19 protein-coding genes are annotated in these 18,057 nt (G+C 67.9%); 11 read left to right on the top strand and 8 right to left on the bottom strand.

Annotation, left to right across the window (positions count from 1 at the left end; translation table 11 throughout):
• Positions 1 to 24: 24 nt before the first annotated feature.
• Positions 25 to 387: a hypothetical protein gene (locus O4G76_RS14460; protein WP_269397979.1), complete on the bottom strand. Its 363-nt coding sequence runs from the start codon at positions 385 to 387 to the stop codon at positions 25 to 27.
• Positions 388 to 442: 55 nt separating this feature from the next.
• Between O4G76_RS14460 and O4G76_RS14455 the strand changes: the two genes are divergently transcribed.
• Entirely contained in the window at positions 443 to 853 is a 411-nt protein-coding gene (locus tag O4G76_RS14455; RefSeq protein ID WP_269398061.1) for a glycine betaine ABC transporter substrate-binding protein, read from the top strand.
• 171 nt (positions 854 to 1,024) lie between these two features.
• Here the strand turns inward: O4G76_RS14455 and O4G76_RS14450 are convergent, their stop codons facing one another.
• A complete protein-coding gene (locus O4G76_RS14450) occupies positions 1,025 to 1,459 on the bottom strand; it encodes a GNAT family N-acetyltransferase (protein ID WP_269397978.1) in 435 nt (144 codons plus the stop codon).
• Positions 1,460 to 1,647: 188 nt separating this feature from the next.
• Between O4G76_RS14450 and O4G76_RS14445 the strand changes: the two genes are divergently transcribed.
• Complete coding sequence (locus tag O4G76_RS14445; protein WP_269397977.1) at positions 1,648 to 2,358, top strand: cytochrome c oxidase assembly protein; 711 nt, start codon at positions 1,648 to 1,650, stop codon at positions 2,356 to 2,358.
• Entirely contained in the window at positions 2,355 to 2,864 is a 510-nt protein-coding gene (locus tag O4G76_RS14440; protein WP_269397976.1) for a CopD family protein, read from the top strand. Before O4G76_RS14445 ends, O4G76_RS14440 begins: the two co-directional genes overlap by 4 nt.
• On the opposite strand, the gene O4G76_RS14435 is transcribed toward O4G76_RS14440, so the two are convergent.
• A complete protein-coding gene (locus tag O4G76_RS14435; protein WP_269397975.1) occupies positions 2,834 to 3,349 on the bottom strand; it encodes a DUF2231 domain-containing protein in 516 nt (171 codons plus the stop codon). The genes O4G76_RS14440 and O4G76_RS14435 overlap by 31 nt on opposite strands.
• On the opposite strand from O4G76_RS14435, the gene O4G76_RS14430 reads away from it, so the two are divergent.
• The 4 genes from O4G76_RS14430 (at position 3,290) to O4G76_RS14415 (ending at position 7,556) form a co-directional block, all read left to right on the top strand.
• Positions 3,290 to 4,024, top strand: coding sequence for a cytochrome c oxidase subunit II (locus O4G76_RS14430; protein WP_269397974.1), 735 nt, complete (start codon positions 3,290 to 3,292; stop codon positions 4,022 to 4,024). The two genes, O4G76_RS14435 and O4G76_RS14430, sit on opposite strands and share 60 nt — an antisense overlap.
• A complete protein-coding gene (ctaD, locus tag O4G76_RS14425; RefSeq protein ID WP_269397973.1) occupies positions 4,021 to 6,477 on the top strand; it encodes a cytochrome c oxidase subunit I in 2,457 nt (818 codons plus the stop codon). Before O4G76_RS14430 ends, ctaD begins: the two co-directional genes overlap by 4 nt.
• Positions 6,465 to 6,791 carry a hypothetical protein gene (locus O4G76_RS14420; RefSeq protein ID WP_269397972.1) on the top strand — a complete coding sequence of 109 codons (327 nt, stop codon included), beginning with the start codon at positions 6,465 to 6,467 and terminating at the stop codon, positions 6,789 to 6,791. The genes ctaD and O4G76_RS14420 overlap by 13 nt, the downstream gene beginning before the upstream one ends.
• A gap of 81 nt (positions 6,792 to 6,872) precedes the next feature.
• Positions 6,873 to 7,556 (top strand): fumarylacetoacetate hydrolase family protein, encoded by a 684-nt coding sequence (locus O4G76_RS14415; RefSeq protein ID WP_269397971.1) that lies wholly within the window; start codon positions 6,873 to 6,875, stop codon positions 7,554 to 7,556.
• Between the two features lie 199 nt (positions 7,557 to 7,755).
• Here the strand turns inward: O4G76_RS14415 and O4G76_RS14410 are convergent, their stop codons facing one another.
• The 3 genes from O4G76_RS14410 to O4G76_RS14400 all read right to left on the bottom strand — a co-directional run bounded on the left by O4G76_RS14410 (position 7,756) and on the right by O4G76_RS14400 (position 10,320).
• Positions 7,756 to 7,989: a hypothetical protein gene (locus O4G76_RS14410; protein WP_269397970.1), complete on the bottom strand. Its 234-nt coding sequence runs from the start codon at positions 7,987 to 7,989 to the stop codon at positions 7,756 to 7,758.
• A 163-nt stretch (positions 7,990 to 8,152) separates the two neighbouring features.
• Positions 8,153 to 9,130: a ParB/RepB/Spo0J family partition protein gene (locus O4G76_RS14405; RefSeq protein WP_269397969.1), complete on the bottom strand. Its 978-nt coding sequence runs from the start codon at positions 9,128 to 9,130 to the stop codon at positions 8,153 to 8,155.
• Complete coding sequence (locus O4G76_RS14400) at positions 9,127 to 10,320, bottom strand: AAA family ATPase (RefSeq protein WP_269397968.1); 1,194 nt, start codon at positions 10,318 to 10,320, stop codon at positions 9,127 to 9,129. The genes O4G76_RS14405 and O4G76_RS14400 overlap by 4 nt, the downstream gene beginning before the upstream one ends.
• Positions 10,321 to 10,939: 619 nt before the next feature.
• On the opposite strand from O4G76_RS14400, the gene O4G76_RS14395 reads away from it, so the two are divergent.
• Positions 10,940 to 11,989: a replication initiation protein gene (locus O4G76_RS14395; protein WP_269397967.1), complete on the top strand. Its 1,050-nt coding sequence runs from the start codon at positions 10,940 to 10,942 to the stop codon at positions 11,987 to 11,989.
• A 218-nt stretch (positions 11,990 to 12,207) separates the two neighbouring features.
• A complete protein-coding gene (locus tag O4G76_RS14390) occupies positions 12,208 to 13,440 on the top strand; it encodes a mandelate racemase/muconate lactonizing enzyme family protein (protein WP_269397966.1) in 1,233 nt (410 codons plus the stop codon).
• A 7-nt stretch (positions 13,441 to 13,447) separates the two neighbouring features.
• Here the strand turns inward: O4G76_RS14390 and O4G76_RS14385 are convergent, their stop codons facing one another.
• Together O4G76_RS14385 and O4G76_RS14380 are read right to left on the bottom strand one after the other, a co-directional pair.
• A complete protein-coding gene (locus O4G76_RS14385) occupies positions 13,448 to 15,067 on the bottom strand; it encodes a GMC family oxidoreductase (RefSeq protein ID WP_269397965.1) in 1,620 nt (539 codons plus the stop codon).
• A 118-nt stretch (positions 15,068 to 15,185) separates the two neighbouring features.
• Entirely contained in the window at positions 15,186 to 16,217 is a 1,032-nt protein-coding gene (locus O4G76_RS14380) for a LacI family DNA-binding transcriptional regulator (RefSeq protein ID WP_269397964.1), read from the bottom strand.
• 89 nt (positions 16,218 to 16,306) lie between these two features.
• On the opposite strand from O4G76_RS14380, the gene O4G76_RS14375 reads away from it, so the two are divergent.
• Positions 16,307 to 16,867: a gluconokinase gene (locus tag O4G76_RS14375; RefSeq protein ID WP_269397963.1), complete on the top strand. Its 561-nt coding sequence runs from the start codon at positions 16,307 to 16,309 to the stop codon at positions 16,865 to 16,867.
• Positions 16,864 to 17,877: a TRAP transporter substrate-binding protein gene (locus tag O4G76_RS14370; protein ID WP_269397962.1), complete on the top strand. Its 1,014-nt coding sequence runs from the start codon at positions 16,864 to 16,866 to the stop codon at positions 17,875 to 17,877. Before O4G76_RS14375 ends, O4G76_RS14370 begins: the two co-directional genes overlap by 4 nt.
• Positions 17,878 to 18,057 lie beyond the last annotated feature (180 nt).

Here is an 18,057-nt window from a genome sequence, read left to right as displayed (position 1 = left end):
GCGTCCTGCGCCGGGCCGAGGGGGTTACGACCCCGTTCGGCCCGGCTCGAATGCCATCGGCCGAAGCCGCCGGACCGTCTTCGCGATCCGCGCCACGCCTTCGGCGATCTGCTCGGAGGCGATGGAGGAGTAGCCGAGCCGGAAGAACGGGCAGGGCCCCTCGAACCGGTCGAAGAACGGCGCCCCCGGTTCGGTCACCACGCCATCGCCCAGCAGTGCCTCGGCAATAGAGGTCGAACGCAGCCGAGACCGCTTCTCGCGAGTCGTACTCGTTGCCTCAAGAAAGCTGAACTCAAAGTCGTTGTCGCCGTCGCCACCACGAAATAGCGCTTCGCAACGACAAAGACGCATACCGGGCCCCTGATGTCGCTGGACATCCGCCCGCATGTAGGAAGTGAAGATCAAGAGCGACGGCCTGTCGGAGCCTTGGGAGGCTTAGAAGCTGCCCGATGCCACCTTCAAGGCGCAGCTCAAGACCGCGATCCAGCGTGAACAGCCGATCCTGTTCTACTATTGGAGCCCGGAATGGGTGCATGCCGCCTACGATCTCTCGCCGATCGAGGAACCGGCCCGAAGCGAGGGCTGCGAGAATGTCGATCTCGACGCGACCGACTGGCTCGAAGTTTCGCATTTCGCCTGTGCCAGCCGCGATGCCGAAATCTTCGTGGGCTACTCGAAATCGCTCGAAACGCGGACCCCGCCGGTCGCGCAGTTCCTCAGCCAGTTGCAACTCGAGCCCGAGATGGACAACGGCTGGATCCTGCAGATCGGCCGTGACGAGATGGACCCGCGCGACGTCGCCGAGAACTGGGTCCGAGAGAACAAGGACGTGGTGGACGGCTGGATCGACTGAGCGTCCCGACCAGAGATCGGCGCCGCCTTGACCTCAAAGCGGCGACGGTCGGACCGCTCCTCCCTCACCGGGGCCAACAACGGCTCGATGCTTAGGCCCGGAACGCGTCGCTGCCATCTGGGGGCAAGGCAGCGGGGAACCTCCAACGGCCGTATCGGGGCATCGCAACCCTTATTTGCCCATCGCGTCATCCCAGTCATAGGCGACCAGGTCTCGCGTTTCCCGCGCGTCGAGCCGCCGGTAAAGCGCCCGCGCGGCATGATTGTCCGCCTCGGTGGCGAGCCAGACCCCCTTGCATCCGCGCGCACGTGCCACGTCGATCAACATCTCGCACAAGGCCGTGGCAATGCCCTGCCGCCGCGATGCTTCGCGGACCCCGACTTCGTTGACGAAGAAGATCGGCTGCTTGTCGGGATGCAGCAGAATGGTACCGGAAGCGAAACCCACTATCGCGTCGCCGATCGTGGCGAAGACCAGAACATGACCCTCATCGGCTAGGAATTTGGCGAGCTGGTCGGGAACGACCGCGTGGTCGAAGACCTCGGCATCCCGGAGACGGTGCGCGTTGCCGGGGTCGAGCAGGTGGTAAAGCGCTTCGCTACCCATGCCCGAAAATAGGATGTTCGGGCATGTCCCCGCAATGGCCGGGCCGGACGTTTCCCGGCCCCATACCCGATTGCGGACACGCGTCAAATTTATGCGACCATCGGTAGAACCCGAGCCGATCCGGGACGTTCGGTTCAGTGGGATGGCCAAAACCGGGCGCCTGCGCGAACGGGGCGAGGGGATGCCGGATGTCGGAGTGGATATTGCCGGGGAGCTATTGCGGCGCGGCGCCCGTGCCGGAAAACGCGCTGCAATCGTGGAATTTCGATCCCCTGCTGCTGGGCGCCCTGCTCGCCACGGCGATCGCCCTGCGGCACAGCCGCGCCGGCCTCGCCGCGACGACGGTGCTGGCCCTCGCCTTCGTTTCGCCGCTCTGCGCCATGGCGGTGGCGCTGTTCTCGGCACGTGTCGTGCACCACGTGCTGCTGGTCGCCGTGGCGGCGCCGCTGCTCGCCGCCGCATGGCCAAGCCGCCGCCCCTCGGGCGCCGCCCTGCCCTTCCTGATCTCGACCGCCCTGCTCTGGGCCTGGCACCTGCCCGCCGCCTATGATCTCGCGCTGCGCGACATCGCCGTCTACTGGATCATGCAGCTGAGCCTGCTGGGCTCCGCCGTCTGGTTCTGGCGCGCGGTGTTGGCCGAACGGTCGGCCATCGAGGCGATGCTGTGGTCGCTGGCCGGGCTCATGCAGATGGGGCTGCTCGGCGCGATCCTCACCTTCGCCCCGGCGCAGCTCTACGCGGCGCATGCGCTGGCGCCGCTCGGCTGGGGCCTCTCGCCGCTGGCCGACCAGCAGCTCGGCGGGCTGATCATGTGGGTGCCGGCGATGTTGCCCTATCTCGCGATGATCGCCCTCACCGCGCGCCGCGGCTGGCGCATGGCGGAGCGTGCGGCGGCATGAGCTGGCTCGCCGGGCTGATCCCGTATCTGAAGGCGCTGCATGTCGGCATGCTGCTGCTGTGGTGCGGCGGGCTCTTCGCGCTGCCCTTGATGCTGTCGCGGCACGACCCGGCGATCGGCCAGAGCGACTACCGCCGCATCCGCCGCGCCACCCATTACGCCTATACCTATTTCGTCACGCCCTCGGCGGTGCTCGCCATCGCCTCGGGGACCGGGCTGATCTTCCTGCGCGAGGTCTTCGTGACATGGATGTTCGCGAAGCTGGTCTTCGTGGCGCTGCTGGTGAGCTTTCACGTCTGGGTCGGCTACGTCCTCGTCGCCGTGGCCGAACGCGAAGGCGCGCACCGGGCGCCGAACCCGGCGCTGCCGCTCGTCCTGCTGCTGGTGCCGATCCTGACGATCCTGGCGCTGGTCCTCGCCAAGCCGGAGCTGGGCGAGATCCCGGTGCCCGGCTGGCTCGCCGAGCCGCGCGGCAATCAGCTGCCTTTCGACGTGCCCAGACGATAATCAAAGACGAGTTTGCCGCCATGCCACCCCGTGACCATCACCACGAGCACGTTGAAGCCCGACATCAGGATGCCATAGGGCAGCACCGCCGCCTCGTAGCCCTGCAACCTGTAGCCCCAGTTCAGCCCCAGAAGCGACAGCAGCAGCACCGCGATCACGAAATGGGTCCATGCCGGGGCCCTTATACGGATGCCCGGGACCAGCAGCAGCTCGGCGGTGCCCGTGGCGCCCGCCGCGAGGCCGAACAGGAAGGCCGTACTCGCCGCCCAGATCGCGGCGCGGGCCCAGAACAGCTCTCCCGACCACCAGTAGAGCGCGTCCGCACCGAAGGTGCAGAAGGTCAGCGCCACCGGAAAGGCCACGCTCATCGCGTGCAGCGGATGGCCCCAGATGCCGACAATGGATTCGGTGTCTTCGTAGCCGGCATGTTCCACGATCGGGTCTTCGAGCTCTTCCCTTTCGGTCTGAACCATTTCCTCGGCCATGGTCGCTCTCTCCTGCGCAGTGGTGTCGCCGGCTCAACACTCCTGCTGCTCGCCGGTTGCGAAGAGAGCCTCTCGACGGTGCATCCGGCCGGACCCGCCGCCGCGATCATCGCCACGCTGTGGTGGGTGCTCCTGATCGGCGCGACGGCGATCTTCCTTCTCGTCGCCGGGCTGATCGCCTGGGCCTGGCGGCGACCGCCAGGCGAGGTGCAAGAGCGACGCTTCGTCGTCTGGCTCGGCCTCGCCTTTCCGCTGGCCGTGCTCGCCGCGCTGCTGGCCTACGGCCTCGTGATCGGCGAACGGCTGCTGCCGCGCGCCACGCCCGACCTGGTCGAAGTGCGCGCCGAAGCCCGGCAATGGGACTGGCGCTTCGGCTATGCCGACGCGCCGGGACGGGTGACCGAGAACGAGCTACACATCCCCGCCGGGCGCCCGGTCGACGTGGCGATCAGTTCCGCCGACGTGGTCCATTCCTTCTGGGTGCCGCGGCTGGCGGGCAAGCTCGACGCCGTGCCAGGCCATGTGAACGTGCTCAGGATCGAGGCCGACCGGCCCGGCCGCTACGAGGGGCTGAACGCCGAATACAACGGACCGGGATACCGCGACCACCGCTTCACGGTGATCGCGCATGACGCGGAGGGCTGGCAAGCCTTCCTGCGGGGAGAGAGACCATGAACGCGCTCAGGCGTCACCGCGCGCTGTCGCGCATCTGGGCCTCCGAGCCCGGCCTCAGGGGCTGGTTTACCACGGTCAACCACACCGATCTGGGCCGCATGTTCCTCGCGGTCGCGATCTTCTTCTTCATCGTCGGCGGCATTCTCGCGATGCTGATCCGGGCGCAACTCGCGAGCCCGCGCTCGGCCTTCCTCGGGCCGGACCACTACAACCAGATCTTCACCATGCACGGGACCATCATGATGTTCCTGTTCGCGATCCCCTTCTTCGAGGGGCTCGCGGTCTACCTGCTGCCGAAGATGCTGGGCACCCGCGACCTCGCCTTTCCGCGGCTCACCGCCTACGGCTTCTGGTGTTACGTCTTCGGCGGCTCGATGATGATCTTCGCGCTGCTGGCCGGCGTGGCGCCCGACAGCGGCTGGTTCATGTATCCGCCGCTCTCCTCGACCATCGGCGCGCCGGGGATCAACTCGGATTTCTGGCTGATCGGCATCACCTTCGTCGAGATCTCGGCCATTTCGGCGGCGGTCGAGATCACCGTGACGGTGCTGCGATACCGCGCACCGGGCATGTCGCTGTCGCGGATGCCGATCTTCGCCTGGTACGCGCTGGTCACGGCGGTGATGATCCTCACCGGCTTTCCGCCGCTGATCCTCGGCTCGATCCTTCTGGAGCTGGAACGCGCCTTCGACATGCCGTTCTTCCAGGTCGCGGCGGGCGGCGACGCGCTCTTGTGGCAGCACCTGTTCTGGCTGTTCGGTCACCCGGAGGTCTATATCATCTTCCTGCCCGCGGCGGGGGCGATCTCGACCATCCTGCCGGTGATGGCGCGCTCGCGGCTGATGGGTTACGGCTGGGTCGTGGCGGCGGCGGTGAGCTTGGGCGTGCTGAGCTTCGGGCTCTGGGTCCACCACATGTTCACCACCGGCATCCCGCATATGGGGCTGGCCTTCTTCTCGGCCGCCTCGACGCTGGTGGCGGTGCCGACGGCGGTGCAGATTTTCGCCTGGATCGGCACGCTGTCGAAGGGCCGCCCGAGCCTGCATCTGCCGATGCTTTGGCTGCTGGCCTTCTTCGCCACCTTCGTGATCGGCGGTCTCACCGGGGTGATGGTGGCGATCGTGCCCTTCGACTGGCAGGCGCATGACACCTACTTCATCGTGGCGCATCTGCATTACGTGCTGGTCGGCGGCTTCGTGTTTCCGATGCTAGCCGCGCTCTATTACTGGATGCCGCATTTCACCGGGCGCAAGACCTACTTCAAGCTCGGCAACACCGCCTTCTGGCTGATCGTGCCGGGGTTTCACGGCACCTTCCTGCTGCTGCACTGGGCCGGTCTCTTGGGCATGCGGCGGCGGATCGACACCTATGAGAGCGGTCAGGGCTGGGAGGCGATCAACCTGATCGCCTCGATCAGCGGCTTCGTCATGTCGATCGGCTTCGCGCTGGTGCTGATCGACGTCGTGATCAACGCGGCGGTGGCGATCCGCGGCTCGCGCGACCCGTGGAAGGCGGGCACGCTGGAATGGGCCATGCCCACGCCCTCGGCACCGTACAACTTCGCGAGCCTGCCCCAAGTGACCTCGCGCGAGCCGCTCTACGATGCCCCCGACCTGCCGGTCCGGCTCGCCCGGGGCGAGGGCTATCTCGGCGATCCGTCACGGGGCCGACGCGAAACCCTCTCGATCGAGATCGCCACCGGCGCGCCGCGCTACATCACCATATTTCCGGGCAACACCGTCCTGCCGATGCTGATGTCTGCGGTGACCGGCCTGTTCTTCCTCGGGATGCTGCTCAAGACCTACTGGCTGGTGCCGATTTCGGCCGTCGGCGTGATCTGCTGCGCCCTGTACTGGACCTGGAGCCTCGGCGGCACCACGCGCGAGGGCGCGTTGCCGGTGGGGCACGGCCCCGAGCTCTTGACCGCCGGCGAGGTCGCCGATCCGCCGGGCTGGTGGGGGTCGATCTTCCTGCTGCTCGCGAACGGCACCTTCTTCGGCTCGCTGCTCTTCGGCTATGTCTTTCTGTGGACCATCGCCCCGAACTGGCCACCGCCGCGCTACGCGGAGCCCGGGCTCGACGTGGCGCTTGCGGCGCTGGCGGGCGCCGGGCTCGCCGCTTTGGGACCGAGGCTGCGCCCCGGCGCCGGGCTGCTGCTTCTGCTGCCGGGGCTTGGCGGCCTCGCATGGGCGGGGATCCGGATCCTGACCCGCGTGCCCGACCCGACCGCGCATGCCTATGACGCCACGCTCTGGGTGCTTATCGGCTACGCGCTGCTGCATCTGGCGGTGGCGCTGGTGATGGCGCTCTTCGTCGCGGCGCGCCGCCGGGCCGGTCATGTCGGCGCCATCATTGGCGGAGAGCCCCGCATCGCGCGGCTGTGGAGCGATTACGCCGTGCTCGTCTCGGGGATCGCGGTTCTGGCGGCGGCGCTGCCGGGATGGCTGACATGATCTCGGTGCTGCGCCTGTCGTTGCCGCTGGGTCTCTGGCTCGCCTCATTCAGCGCCGTCTACGGCCTGCACGGCCTGCTGTGCTCGAGCCGCTGGGCCGCGCCGCCCATCGCCCTATCTGAGCGCGCGCTGCTGATCGGCGCGGCGCTGGCCGCGATCGCGCTGCAGGCCCTCTGCCTGCTGATCCTCAGATCACCGCGCTGGCGCGAACCCGATCCCCGGCTCCGCAACATCGGCCTCGCTCTGGCGGCGGGGGCGCTGCTGGCGGCGGCCTGGACGATGCTGCCGGTGGTGGCCTTCGCTTCCTGCCTGTGAGCGCCCCGTCCCGCTACAGCGCGCCCTCGACGAATGGTGGCGGATGGGGTTGGATCGATGTCCACACCAGCGAGGTGAGACATGAACGACTTCGTCATCCCGGCACCGCCGGTTCCGACCATTCCGACCACCGATGGCAGCCTGTTCCCGGTCCGCCGGGTCTATTGCATCGGCCGAAATTTCGCGGCGCACGCGGTCGAGATGGGCCATGACCCGGATCGCGAGCTGCCCTTCTTCTTCCAGAAGAACCCCGACAATCTCGACGCCTCGGGCACATTCCCTTACCCGCCGCACAGCCGGGACGTGCACCACGAGGTCGAGCTGCTGGTCGCCCTGAAATCCGGCGGCAGCGAGATTCCCGTTGAAAAGGCGCTGGATCAAGTCTGGGGCTACGGCGTGGCGCTCGACATGACCCGTCGCGACTTGCAGGGCGAGGCCAAGAGAGCGGGCCGCCCCTGGGAGATCGGCAAGGCGTTCGAGCGCTCCGGACCGGTGGGCCCGCTAATGCCGGTCGCGCAGTCCGGCCACCCCGAGCAGGGCCGGATCGAACTGCGGGTCAATGACGAGCTCGCGCAGGAGGGCGACCTGAACCAGATGATCTGGAAGGTGCCCGAGATGATCTCCTACCTGTCGGAATATTTCGTGCTCGCCGCTGGCGACGTGATCTTGGCCGGCACGCCCGCGGGCGTAGGCCCGATCAGGCGCGGCGACAGGATGCGGGCCAGCATCGAAGGGCTGGGTGATCTGGCCGTCAGCGTGGTCTGACCGGCCGGCGCCAGCTTTCCCGGCATCAAAAATGGGCGCGGAATGGGCGAAGCGACGAGTTCACCAAGTCATGCGCAATCGTCTGCTCGTCGGACAAGAGGCGCCGCAAATCGACGTATCGCTAAACCTGGCACGCCTTCCCTCACGGGTGGCAGCGCTGGTACCGTCCAAGGCCGGGGGACAGAAGGGCTGCCCCGCTCTAGTGGTCGAAATCGACCGGGTCCGCCGGTTCGCCGAGGGATCCCCCGTCGCCCTGCACCTCGATCGCGCCGGCGAGCATCGGCGCGATCTTCGCGAAATCTTGCAGCAGCATCTCCTGCGGCAGTGCCCGGCATTCCCGCGCCAGCCGGATCGGCCAATTTTCGTGTTCGTCGCCTCTGGTCACATAGACCTGCCGCGAGAGGTTCGCGAAGGGCAATGGCGATATGTCCATCTCCAAGAGAGCAATCCCACATCGAGAAGACTGAGCGGCATCGAGACGCTGTTCCTCGCCGGGGTCTTTCTAGCGGCGCTCCGAGCGGCTTGCCGCTCTTGTCGAACAACTGCAATCAAAGCACTGATTAAATTAGTATTTTCTGCTGATTGCCAACTGGCAATCAGCGCGTCTTCCGCTCCTTCAGGAACAGGTCGAGCGCGGACCGCAGCGCCGCGTCGCTGAGATCGGCGTCGAACTCCATCACATAGGACTTGCCCTTGCGGCGGATGCTGACATTGCCGTCGCGATGCTGCACCACCCGGTCCGAGCGCTTGCGCGGCGCCGTCACCTTGCCCGCAGCCTTGAGCCGCGTCAGCACCGCCGGCGCCGCGAGACGCGCGCCCTCCTCGGCGATGGCCCTCGCCTCCGCCAGCACTGCCTCGCGCGCGCCGGGCTCTGCCATCAGCGGCCGCAGCTGTCGCGCATGCAGCTCCTTGATGTCGCGGATCGACGGGAAGGCGGCGACGATCTCCGGCTCGAGCTTGGCCAACTGCAGGAACCGCGACAGGAAGCCGGGCGAGACCTGCAGCCGCTCGGCCATCAGCTTCTGCTGGCCGCCGTAATAGGCCTCGACCGCGCGGGCATAGTCGCGGGCGCGCTCGTAATCCGAGATGTCCTCGCGGTCGCGGTTCTCGATATCGGCGAGGCGGAACGCCTCCTCGTCGGTCAGCTCGCGCTCCTCGATCAGGTAGCGGAACTGCGGGTAGTTGTTGGCCCTGAGCCAGCTCACCGTGAAATGCCGCCGGGCGCCGCAAATCACCTCGAACTCGGGGCCGTCGCCCTGCCCCGCCGGCCGCAGCCGCCGCACGATCGCGGGAAACTCCTGCTGACCTTGCGCCTTCATCCCCTCGATCAGGTCGGCGCAGTTTTCGGGCGTCAGCAGCTCGTAGGCGCGGTTGTGCCCCTCCCACATGACGCAGCTGGCCGGATCGACGAGGCGCAGCACCTTTTCCTGGCGCCCGCCCGTGACCTGCTCGGACATGGCGGTGGAGCGCTTGAGAAACCGCGTCTGCGCCCGCCCTGCCCCGTCCTCGCGGGTTTCGGTCTCATCGAGACCGTTCAGGACGTCGTTGAAGATGTCGTCGTGCTTCCTGCTCACAGGATCCCCTCCTTGCGCAGCGCCGCGTGGTGGCTCGGCCATGTCTTGCGGATCTCGGTCTCGACCTCGCGCCCCACCGCGTCGAGATAGACGCGGCAGCGCTTGTGCGTCTCGGTGCGGGTCGCCGCCCCGGTCAGTTCGTAGACGGTCATCAGGTTCGCCGTCGCGTTGTCGATCTCGGCGCTGTCCTTCAGGACCGCCGACAGCATGTCCTGCGGGAACACCGCATCCATCATCCGCTTGATCGCGCCATGGGCGCTCTTCTGGTCGTTCATCTTGGTCGCAAGGATCTTGACGAAATGATAGCCCCGCGTCCCGCCATGTTGCGCGAGCTCGCCCAGGGTCGAGGACATCATCCGCAGGAAATGCGCGGTCGAGCCGAAATCGATGTTGTTGGGCGGCGCCGGCACGATGATCGCGTTGGCCGCGCGCAGCACCGACAGCGAGATCATCCCGAGCGCCGGCGGCGGGTCGAGCAGGATCACGTCGAACTGGTCCGAGATCGTCTCGATGCCGCCGCGCAGCCGGTCGAGCACGAAATCCTGTTCGCGCACCATGCGCGCCGCGAACTCGTACTCGGCGTCGTAAAGACCGAGATTGGCCGGGATCAGCGCGATCCCGGGCCAGTAGGTGGCGCGCAGCGCGTAATGCAGGCTGGTCGGCCCGCCATGGCGGAAGAACGGGTAGAGCGTGTCCTCCTCCTCGTCGACATCGACGTCGGGGTTGAGGCCGAAGACGCTGGTGGTGGAGGCCTGGCTGTCGCAGTCGATGACGCAGACGCGGTAGCCCTTGAGCGCGAGATACTGCGCCAGATGCGTCACCACCGTCGACTTGCCGACCCCGCCCTTGAAGTTCTGCACCGCGAGCACCGTCGCCGGATCGGTGGGGGCGCGGCGCGGCAGCGTGCCGAACACCTCGCGCATCCGGTTCACCTCGGCCAGCGAGTAGCCGGTGCGGCGCCCGGTATCGGGATCCTTCTCGGGTTCGGGCAAACGGCCGTCGCCCTCGGCGTCGCGCAGCGCCTTCTCGGTGCGGCCGCACATCTCGGCGGCGCTGCGCACGTTGAAGCGCAGATCGAGGCTCTTGCTGACGCCCGGCGCGAAGACCCGCGCGCGCAGCTTCTCGATCACCCGCCCGGCCCGGCCCGCCAGCGCGTCGATTTCATCCAGCCCGACGGGATAGTCTTCCATGTCCAAAGCGATATCCTTGCCTGCGTTCGGCCTCCAAGATGCGGTGGCGCGGCACGGAGGTAAAGTGCGCTATCCGCGGGGCGGTGCCACGAAAACCGAACCTGCCCGGGGCGTGGCGCAAATACCGCACTCGGACCCAAAGAGCCGCCCGGTTCGGATTTCGCGGCACCTCGGCCCCCTCCCCCATCCCGATTTGTAGCAAATCGCCGCCGCGGGGCGCCCAAAACCCCGAAATCCGAATCCGAATACCCCCTGTTCTGGATTCTAGGGTTCTCTGTTCATGCCGCGCGGGGCCCTTGTTTCACTGCGCGAAGCGCCTGTATCGCTTACCTTTCGGGACGATTGGCGCAACATATTGGGTGGGTTGGCGATACGTATCGGGATGGCTGGCGATACCTATCGGGTGCCGAACTCTTACCTTTGGGGTGGGCCGGGATTGCAGGAATCACCCCTCTCGCAAAGCCCTGTTTTGCAGGGGGATGCGAATCGCCACCGCGACGCGTCGCCGACTTAAACCTTACTTATCGGGTGGGCCCTCCCCGCGACCGCTGTCGATTGACTTACATCGCCGCCCATACAAAAGTATGCGCAACAGGTAACGCGCATTGGCGGTCACGACATGGCAAAGCTGCCCCAACCCTCCTACCGCACGGTCGACGCGCGGCCCACGCCCGAGACGTTGATCAAGCCGGGCGAGCTGGTCGACCTGATCGAGGTGACGCCGCTCACCCTCGCCGACCGCCGGATCTACAACCAGCTCCTGGAGAATGCCTGGGAGGCGATCGACAAGCCGGTGATGCATGTGATCGCCAAGTCCGACCTCAGGGGCAACCACAATTCCAACGATCGGATCGGCGACTCGATCGAGCGGCTGATGAGCGCGATCGTCAAGATGGAGGTGATCTGGGACGGCAAACCGGCGGTAGAGCGGGTGCAGCTCCTCGGTGGCAACGTCGAGATGGCGCGCAGCGACGGGCTGTTCGAATACGAGATCCCGGCGCGGCTGCGCAAGGTGATCACCAACTCCACCGTCTTCGCGCGGCTGCAGCGCGAGGTGATGTTCGCGCTGTCGTCGAAATACGCGCTGACGCTCTACGAGATGGTGCAGAAGCGCGGCAACCTGCGCTGGAAATCCTCCGAGACCTTCACGCTCGACGGCATCCGCGCCGTGCTCGGCGTGCCCAAGGGCAAGCTGACCTCCTGGTCGAACCTGCGGCTGCGGGCGATCGATCCGGCGGTGGCCGAGGTCTGCGCGCTGTCGGACTACATGGTCGAGATCGCGCCGATCAAGACCGGGCGCAGCGTGACCCATGTGGAGCTGCGCTGGTGGCGCAAGGATGGCGACGCCACCGACAAGGCCGAGCGCAGCCTGAGCTTCGCCAGCACCGGCCGCCGGGCGCGGGCCGCCGAGGAGGCGCGCGGGCAGGGCGGCACGACCACGATCCCGGGCCAGACCCCGCCGCGGCCGCGCCCGGCTTGGCTCGACCGGCAGGGCGAGGCGCTGCGCACCGAGACCTACGAGACGGCGCGGCTGCGCTTTCCCGGCTACGACATCTACAACATCGAGGGCCAGTGGCGCGAATGGTCGAAGGGCAAGTCCCCGGCCGAGGATCCCGACCGCGCCTTCCTCGCTTTCTTCCGCAAATATGCCGAGGCGAACCCGATCTGATCGGGCGCCTTCGGGGCCGATTGCCAATTGGCAATCGGGTTGGAACTGAGGCTGCGCCCTGCCCCGCCTGCATCGGTGCTCTCAAGTCAAGTATCTGATACCATTATGGAAATACCGAATTGCCAATTGGCAATCGGTCACTCCGCCCATGCCGGGGCTGGACAGGCCGCCGCCCGCCTGCTGTCCTTTTCCTAGCTGCTGGAACGAGGAGACCGCCGATGCGATTGCAAGACCTCGAGATCCTGATCGTCGCGCCACCGGCCCCGGGCTGGGGCGGGCGCTACTGGATCCTCGTCAAGCTCACCAGTGATGACGGCATCACCGGATGGGGCGAATGCTACGCTGCCGCGGTCGGGCCCCGCGCGATGGAGGCGGTGATCCGCGACGTGTTCGAGCGTCACATGGAGGGCGAGAGCGTCGAGAACATTGAGCTGATGTTCCGCCGCGCCTATTCCTCGGGCTTCACCCAGCGGCCCGACCCGACGGTGATGGGCGCGTTCTCGGGCCTCGAGATCGCCTGCTGGGACATTCTCGGCAAGGCGCGCGACCGCCCGGTCTGGGCGCTCATGGGCGGCCTGATGAACGAGCGCGTGCGCGCCTATACCTATCTCTACCCTTCGGAGCACCACCCCCTGCCCGGCTTCTGGATCGACGCGGACATGGCCGCCGAGGCCGCGGCCGAGGCCGTTGCGCGCGGCTACACGGCGGTGAAGTTCGACCCGGCCGGTCCCTACACGATCCGAGGCGGCCACCAGCCCGCGATGAGCGACATCAGCCGCTCGGTCGCGTTCTGCCGGGCGATCCGCGCGGCGGTGGGCGACCGCGCCGACCTGCTCTTCGGCACGCATGGGCAGTTCACCACCGCCGGCGCGATCCGGCTCGGCCGGGCGATCGCACCGTTCGATCCGCTCTGGTTCGAGGAGCCGATCCCGCCCGACAACCCGCTCGACTTCGTGGAGGTGGCGCGGGCGACCGGCCTGCCCGTGGCGACCGGCGAGAGGCTTGCCACCCGCGCCGAATTCGCGCCGCTGCTGCGGACCGGCGGGGCGCAGATCCTGCAACCGGCGCTCGGGCGCGCCGGCGGCATCTGGGAGGCGCGCAAACTCGCCGCCCTGGCCGAGAGCTTCAACGCGCAGATCGCACCGCATCTCTATGCCGGGCCGGTGGAATGGGCCGCCAACATCCATCTCGCGGCATCGATCCCCAACCTGCTGATGGCCGAGACCATCGAGACGCCGTTCCATGACGGGTTGATCCGGGGCACGATCCGGGTCGATGAGGGGTTCGTCGCCGCGCCGCAGGCCCCGGGGCTCGGCATCGAGGTGGACGAAAACCTCGCCCGCGCCCATCTCTATGAAGGCAGCGGGCTGCATCTCGAGATGAGCGAGGCGCCCTGCGACTACGTGAACGGCAACCTGTTCGAAGGCGGCGCGCCCGCTTTGAGGGGCTGAGCGCGGATCAGGAGATCCCGGCGTCGTCGAGGATCATCTCGGCGACGCGATGTGCCACCATCATCGTCGGCGCATTGGTATTGCCGGAAGTGATGCTGGGAAAGACCGAGGCATCCACCACCCGCAGCCCGTCGAAGCCATGCAGCCTCAGCCGGGAATCGACCACCGAGCGGCGCGGGTCGGCGCCCATGCGACAAGTGCCGACAGGGTGAAAGACGGTGCCGCAGCGATCGCGGAAATCGTCGAGGATCGCCGCGCCGTCGAGCGCGCGCAGGTCGGGACCGACGGCGCTCTCAACTAGGGCGGTGAGCGCGGGGCTGCGCATGATCCGGCGACACAGCAGTCCGCCGGCGATCACGGTCGCCCGGTCCGTCTCGGTCGCCAGAGAGTTGGGGCGGATATCCGGCGGGGCCAGCGGATCGGCCGAGGAGATGTCGATCCGGCCGCGGCTTGTCGGGCGAGCGGGCTGAAAGCCGATGATGAAGCCGGGAAACGGATCGGGACGGACGAGATCGCGGCGCCCGGCGGGCGTGGTGCTGTAGCTCACCGGGTTGAAGTAGATCTGCTGATCGGGCCGCGGGCTCTCGGGCGCGCCGCGAAAGAAGCCGCCGCATTGATTGACCGAAAGCGCCAGCGGCCCGCGACGGCTCAGCGCGTAGCGCATCGCGGCCCGGGCCTTGCCCCAGAACGGACGCAGCTGATCGTTGAGCGTCGGCTCATTGGCCTTGAAGTAGTAATTGACCGCGAGATGGTCCTGAAGCTGGCCACCGACATGCGGCGCGTCCGCCAGTACCTCGATCCCGTGCGCGCGCAGCAGCTCGGCCGGGCCGATGCCCGAGAGCTGCAGGAGCCGGGGCGAGGTGACGGCGCCGGCGCAGAGCAGGATCTCGCGCCCGGCGCGCAAGGTCTCGACCCGGCCGCCGATCCGCAGCTCCACCGTGGCGGCACGGCGACCCTCAAAGCCGATCCGCGTGACGGTGACGCCGGTGCGCAGCGACACGTTGGGGCGCCGCAGCGCCGGGGCGAGATAGGCGCGGGCGGCCGAGTGCCGCAGGCCGGACCGGGTGGTGATGCGATAGGTCGTGGCGCCTTCGAAGCGGGCGCCGTTGCAATCGGGGCAGGCGGGCAGCCCGGCCTGCGCTACGCCCTCGAAGAAATGGCGGGTGACCGGGTGGATCTGGTCCGAGACGTCCTGTACATGCAGCGGCCCGCTGCCGTCGCGGCTGCCATCGGCGGCGACGCGGGTTTCCATGGCCTCGAAGGCGCGGCGGGTGGCGTGCCAGTCCCAGCCATCGGCACCCTCCGCCGCCCAGTCGTCGAAATCATGCGGCAGGCCCCGGGCCCAGATCAGCGCGTTGATCGAGCTCGATCCGCCGACCACCCGGCCGCGCGGCCAGTAATCGCTGCGCCCGTTCAGGCCGGGATCGGGAGCGCTGCGATAGCGCCAGTTGAGCCGGGGATGGAAGAAGGTCTTGCCGTAGCCGAGCGGCAGCCGCACCCAGGGCGACCGGTCGCGCGGCCCGGCCTCGAGCACCAGCACGCTGTATCGGCCCGAGGCGCTCAGCCGCTCCGCCAGCACGCAGCCCGCCGAGCCCGCGCCGATGATGATGTAGTCCGCAACCGCCATGACCGACGCCTCCGCTCCGCAGACTGGCAGAGGCCGGGGCGGCACGGCCAGCGGAAAGATGCGATCTGCTTGCGGTTGAGCTGCCCTGCTTTTTCGGGGCCGGTCTTCGAGCCGGCTTCTAAGTCTCGACCGGCCGGTTGCCGGTCGGGCCTTCCGTGCTGCGCCTTGCCAGTATCTCGGCCTCGAGGTCGATGATGGCGGGGCCGGGGTCGCGGCCGTCGAGCCGGGCGCGGATCATCTCGACCGCCCGCGCGCCCATCTCGAAGCGGTGGGTGCGCACCGAGGAGAGCGACGGCTCGGCGGCGCGCATCATCTCGAGATCGTTGAAGCCGCAGATGCCGAGTTGCCCGGGCACCGGGATCCCCATGCGCATCGCCTCGAACAGTGCGCCGAGCGCGAGGTCGTCATTGTTGCAAAACACCGCGTCGGTCTCGGGGTGGCGCGCCAGAAGCGCGCGCAGCAGTTTCGCGCCGCCGCCGACGCTCGATGGCACCTCGGTGGTCTCGACCCGGTCGGGATCGAACACGCCATGCGCCTCGGCCTCGGCGCGAAACCCCGCGAAGCGACGCCGCGTGCGCGGGTCCATCCGGGCACCGAGAAAGCCGGGCCGGCGATAGCCGCGGTCCAACAGGTGGCGCGTCGCCGCCGCCGCCGCGTCGTGATGCGAAAAGCCGACCATCATGTCGACCGGGTCGGGGCCGGTTTCCATCACCTGCACGACCGGGCAGGTGGCGCGGTCGAGAAGCCGCCGCGCCGCATCGGTCTGGTCTATGCCCGAGATGATCAGCCCGGCGGGGCGCTGGCGCAGGAACACACCAATCAGCTTTTCCTCGGTGCCCGGGTCGTAGCGGGTGATCGCGTATTGCACGTCGAAGCGGCTGTCGGCGAGCCCGTCATAGATGCCCGAAAGCACGTCGGTGAACACGGCGTTGGTGACCGAGGGGATCAGCACCCCGATCACGTCGGCGCGGCCGGTGGCGAGGGCCCGCGCCGCCGGGTCCGGCACGTAGCCCAACTCGGCCACCGCCGCGTCGATCCGCGCCCGCGTCTCGGCTTGCACCGTGTCCGGACGCCGCAGGGCCCGGCTCACCGTGATCGGCGAAACGCCGGCCCGGGCCGCCACCTCAGCCAGTGTCACCCGTTTTGCCATTGATCCCCCCTTGACGCATGACAGCGCTGTCATCTAATGACAGCGCTGTCATTCTAGCCGTAGGGAGCGGCTGCGACAAGGGAGGCGGCATGAGCGAGCGGCAGGGACCGATCCTGGTGATGGGCGTGAGCGGCGCGGGCAAGAGCACCATCGCGCGCGGTCTCGCCGACCGTCTCGGCGGCGTCTATGTCGATGCCGACGACCTGCACCCCGAGGAGAACGTCGCGACCATGGCGCGCGGCGAGCCGCTGACCGACGAGTTGCGCTGGGGCTGGCTCGACCTCGTGGCCAAGGCGATGGCCGAGACCGAGCCCTTCGCCGTGGTCGCCTGCTCGGCGCTCAAGCGCGCCTATCGCGACAGGCTCCGGGCGCATCTCGGCCCGTTCCCGATCATCTATCTCGACGGCGACCGTGCGCTGCTGCGCGAGCGGATGTCGCGGCGCGAGGGGCATTACATGCCGGTCTCGCTGCTCGACAGCCAGCTGCAGACGCTGGAGCCGCCGGGCCCCGACGAGGACGCCATCGCGGTCTCGGTGGCGCCTTCGCCAGACGAGATCATCGCCATGGCGCTGACACAACTTTCTTCCCGCCTGCAGGGAGGGCCCGACGGGTCCGGGCAGGCGGATCACACCCCGAGGAGGACCTCATGACCAAGACCTTCACCATCACCTTCGCGACCGCGCTGACGCTGTCGGGCGCGGCCATCGCGCAGGATTACAGCTTCCGCTTCCAGTCCTCTGACCCGGCGGGCAACCCCAATTTCGCGCTGCAGAGCGAATGGGCCGAAAGCGTCTCGGAGATGTCCGACGGCCGCATCGCGGTCGAGATGCTCCCCGTCGAGTCGATCGTCGCCCACAACGAGACGCAGGACGCGATCGCCGCGGGCATCCTCGACGGCCACATCACCGACACCTCGTATTTCTCGGGCAAGGACGCGGCCTTCGGCCTGATCGCCAATCCGGTCGGCGCCTGGTCCGACCCGCAGCAGATGTTCGACTTCATGGAGGCCGGCGGCGCCGATCTGATGAACGAGCTGGTCGAGCCCTACGGGCTGCATTTCATCGGCGCCACCACGCCGGGCCTCGAGGCCTTCGTCTCGAAGGTGCCGCTCAAGGGGGTCGAGGATCTCAAGGGGCTGAAGCTGCGCGCGCCCGAGGGCCTCGTGCAGCAGGTCTTCGCCGCCGCCGGCGCGGCGCCGGTGAACCTGCCGGGCTCGGAAGTGTTCACCTCGCTCGACAAGGGCGTGATCGACGCCGCCGATTACACCGTGTTCTCGACCAACCAGGCGCAGGGCATGCACGACGTCGCCCCGCACCCGGTCTATCCCGGCTTCCACTCAATGCCGCTCGTCGAGGTCTCCATGAACAAGAGCAAGTGGGACGAGCTGCCCGACGATCTCAAGCAGATCATGGAAGAGTCGGTGAAGCAGTTCGCCCAGAACCAGGTCGCCTCGCTCAAGGCCGCCGACGAGGCCGCTGTCGAAGAGGCCAAGGCATCGGGCGACATCACCGTGCATGACTGGTCCGACGAGGAGCGCGCCAAGTTCCGCCAGATCGCCATGGGCGAGTGGGAGAAAGTGGCCTCGCGCTCCGAGAACGCGCAGAAGGTCTATGACAGGCTGACCGGCTACCTGACCGAGAACGGCCTGATCGCCGAGTAAGGCCGGCGCGGCCCTGCCGTATCCCTGTAACGCCCGGGCCCGCGGTCCGGGCGTCTTCGCAAGCACCTTTCAACGAGGGACAAGGCCAGTGACAGAAGATCATACCGACATCACGCCGCCCCGCGAGGAGGGCGGGCCGATCCCGGAGGCGGGCTGGCTCGGCCGCGCCATCGACCGGGT

It is taken from the genome of Limimaricola sp. G21655-S1 (assembly GCF_027213785.1).
Classification (GTDB): Bacteria; Pseudomonadota; Alphaproteobacteria; order Rhodobacterales; family Rhodobacteraceae; genus Limimaricola.
This window is presented reverse-complemented; position numbering and strand designations above follow the sequence as displayed.

Excerpts from the sequence above, each read along its gene's own strand:
- O4G76_RS14430 (WP_269397974.1), top strand. The coding sequence starts at position 3,290 with ATGTTCCACGATCGGGTCTTCGAGCTCTTCCCTTTCGGTCTGAACCAT.
- O4G76_RS14435 (WP_269397975.1), bottom strand. The coding sequence starts at position 3,349 with ATGGCCGAGGAAATGGTTCAGACCGAAAGGGAAGAGCTCGAAGACCCG.
- O4G76_RS14400 (WP_269397968.1), bottom strand. The coding sequence starts at position 10,320 with ATGGAAGACTATCCCGTCGGGCTGGATGAAATCGACGCGCTGGCGGGC.
- O4G76_RS14380 (WP_269397964.1), bottom strand. The coding sequence starts at position 16,217 with ATGGCAAAACGGGTGACACTGGCTGAGGTGGCGGCCCGGGCCGGCGTT.
- O4G76_RS14395 (WP_269397967.1), top strand. The coding sequence starts at position 10,940 with ATGGCAAAGCTGCCCCAACCCTCCTACCGCACGGTCGACGCGCGGCCC.
- O4G76_RS14370 (WP_269397962.1), top strand. The coding sequence starts at position 16,864 with ATGACCAAGACCTTCACCATCACCTTCGCGACCGCGCTGACGCTGTCG.
- O4G76_RS14375 (WP_269397963.1), top strand. The coding sequence starts at position 16,307 with ATGAGCGAGCGGCAGGGACCGATCCTGGTGATGGGCGTGAGCGGCGCG.
- O4G76_RS14450 (WP_269397978.1), bottom strand. The coding sequence starts at position 1,459 with ATGGGTAGCGAAGCGCTTTACCACCTGCTCGACCCCGGCAACGCGCAC.
- O4G76_RS14410 (WP_269397970.1), bottom strand. The coding sequence starts at position 7,989 with ATGGACATATCGCCATTGCCCTTCGCGAACCTCTCGCGGCAGGTCTAT.
- O4G76_RS14390 (WP_269397966.1), top strand. The coding sequence starts at position 12,208 with ATGCGATTGCAAGACCTCGAGATCCTGATCGTCGCGCCACCGGCCCCG.
- ctaD (WP_269397973.1), top strand. The coding sequence starts at position 4,021 with ATGAACGCGCTCAGGCGTCACCGCGCGCTGTCGCGCATCTGGGCCTCC.
- O4G76_RS14420 (WP_269397972.1), top strand. The coding sequence starts at position 6,465 with ATGGCTGACATGATCTCGGTGCTGCGCCTGTCGTTGCCGCTGGGTCTC.
- O4G76_RS14415 (WP_269397971.1), top strand. The coding sequence starts at position 6,873 with ATGAACGACTTCGTCATCCCGGCACCGCCGGTTCCGACCATTCCGACC.
- O4G76_RS14460 (WP_269397979.1), bottom strand. The coding sequence starts at position 387 with ATGCGGGCGGATGTCCAGCGACATCAGGGGCCCGGTATGCGTCTTTGT.
- O4G76_RS14440 (WP_269397976.1), top strand. The coding sequence starts at position 2,355 with ATGAGCTGGCTCGCCGGGCTGATCCCGTATCTGAAGGCGCTGCATGTC.
- O4G76_RS14445 (WP_269397977.1), top strand. The coding sequence starts at position 1,648 with ATGTCGGAGTGGATATTGCCGGGGAGCTATTGCGGCGCGGCGCCCGTG.
- O4G76_RS14385 (WP_269397965.1), bottom strand. The coding sequence starts at position 15,067 with ATGGCGGTTGCGGACTACATCATCATCGGCGCGGGCTCGGCGGGCTGC.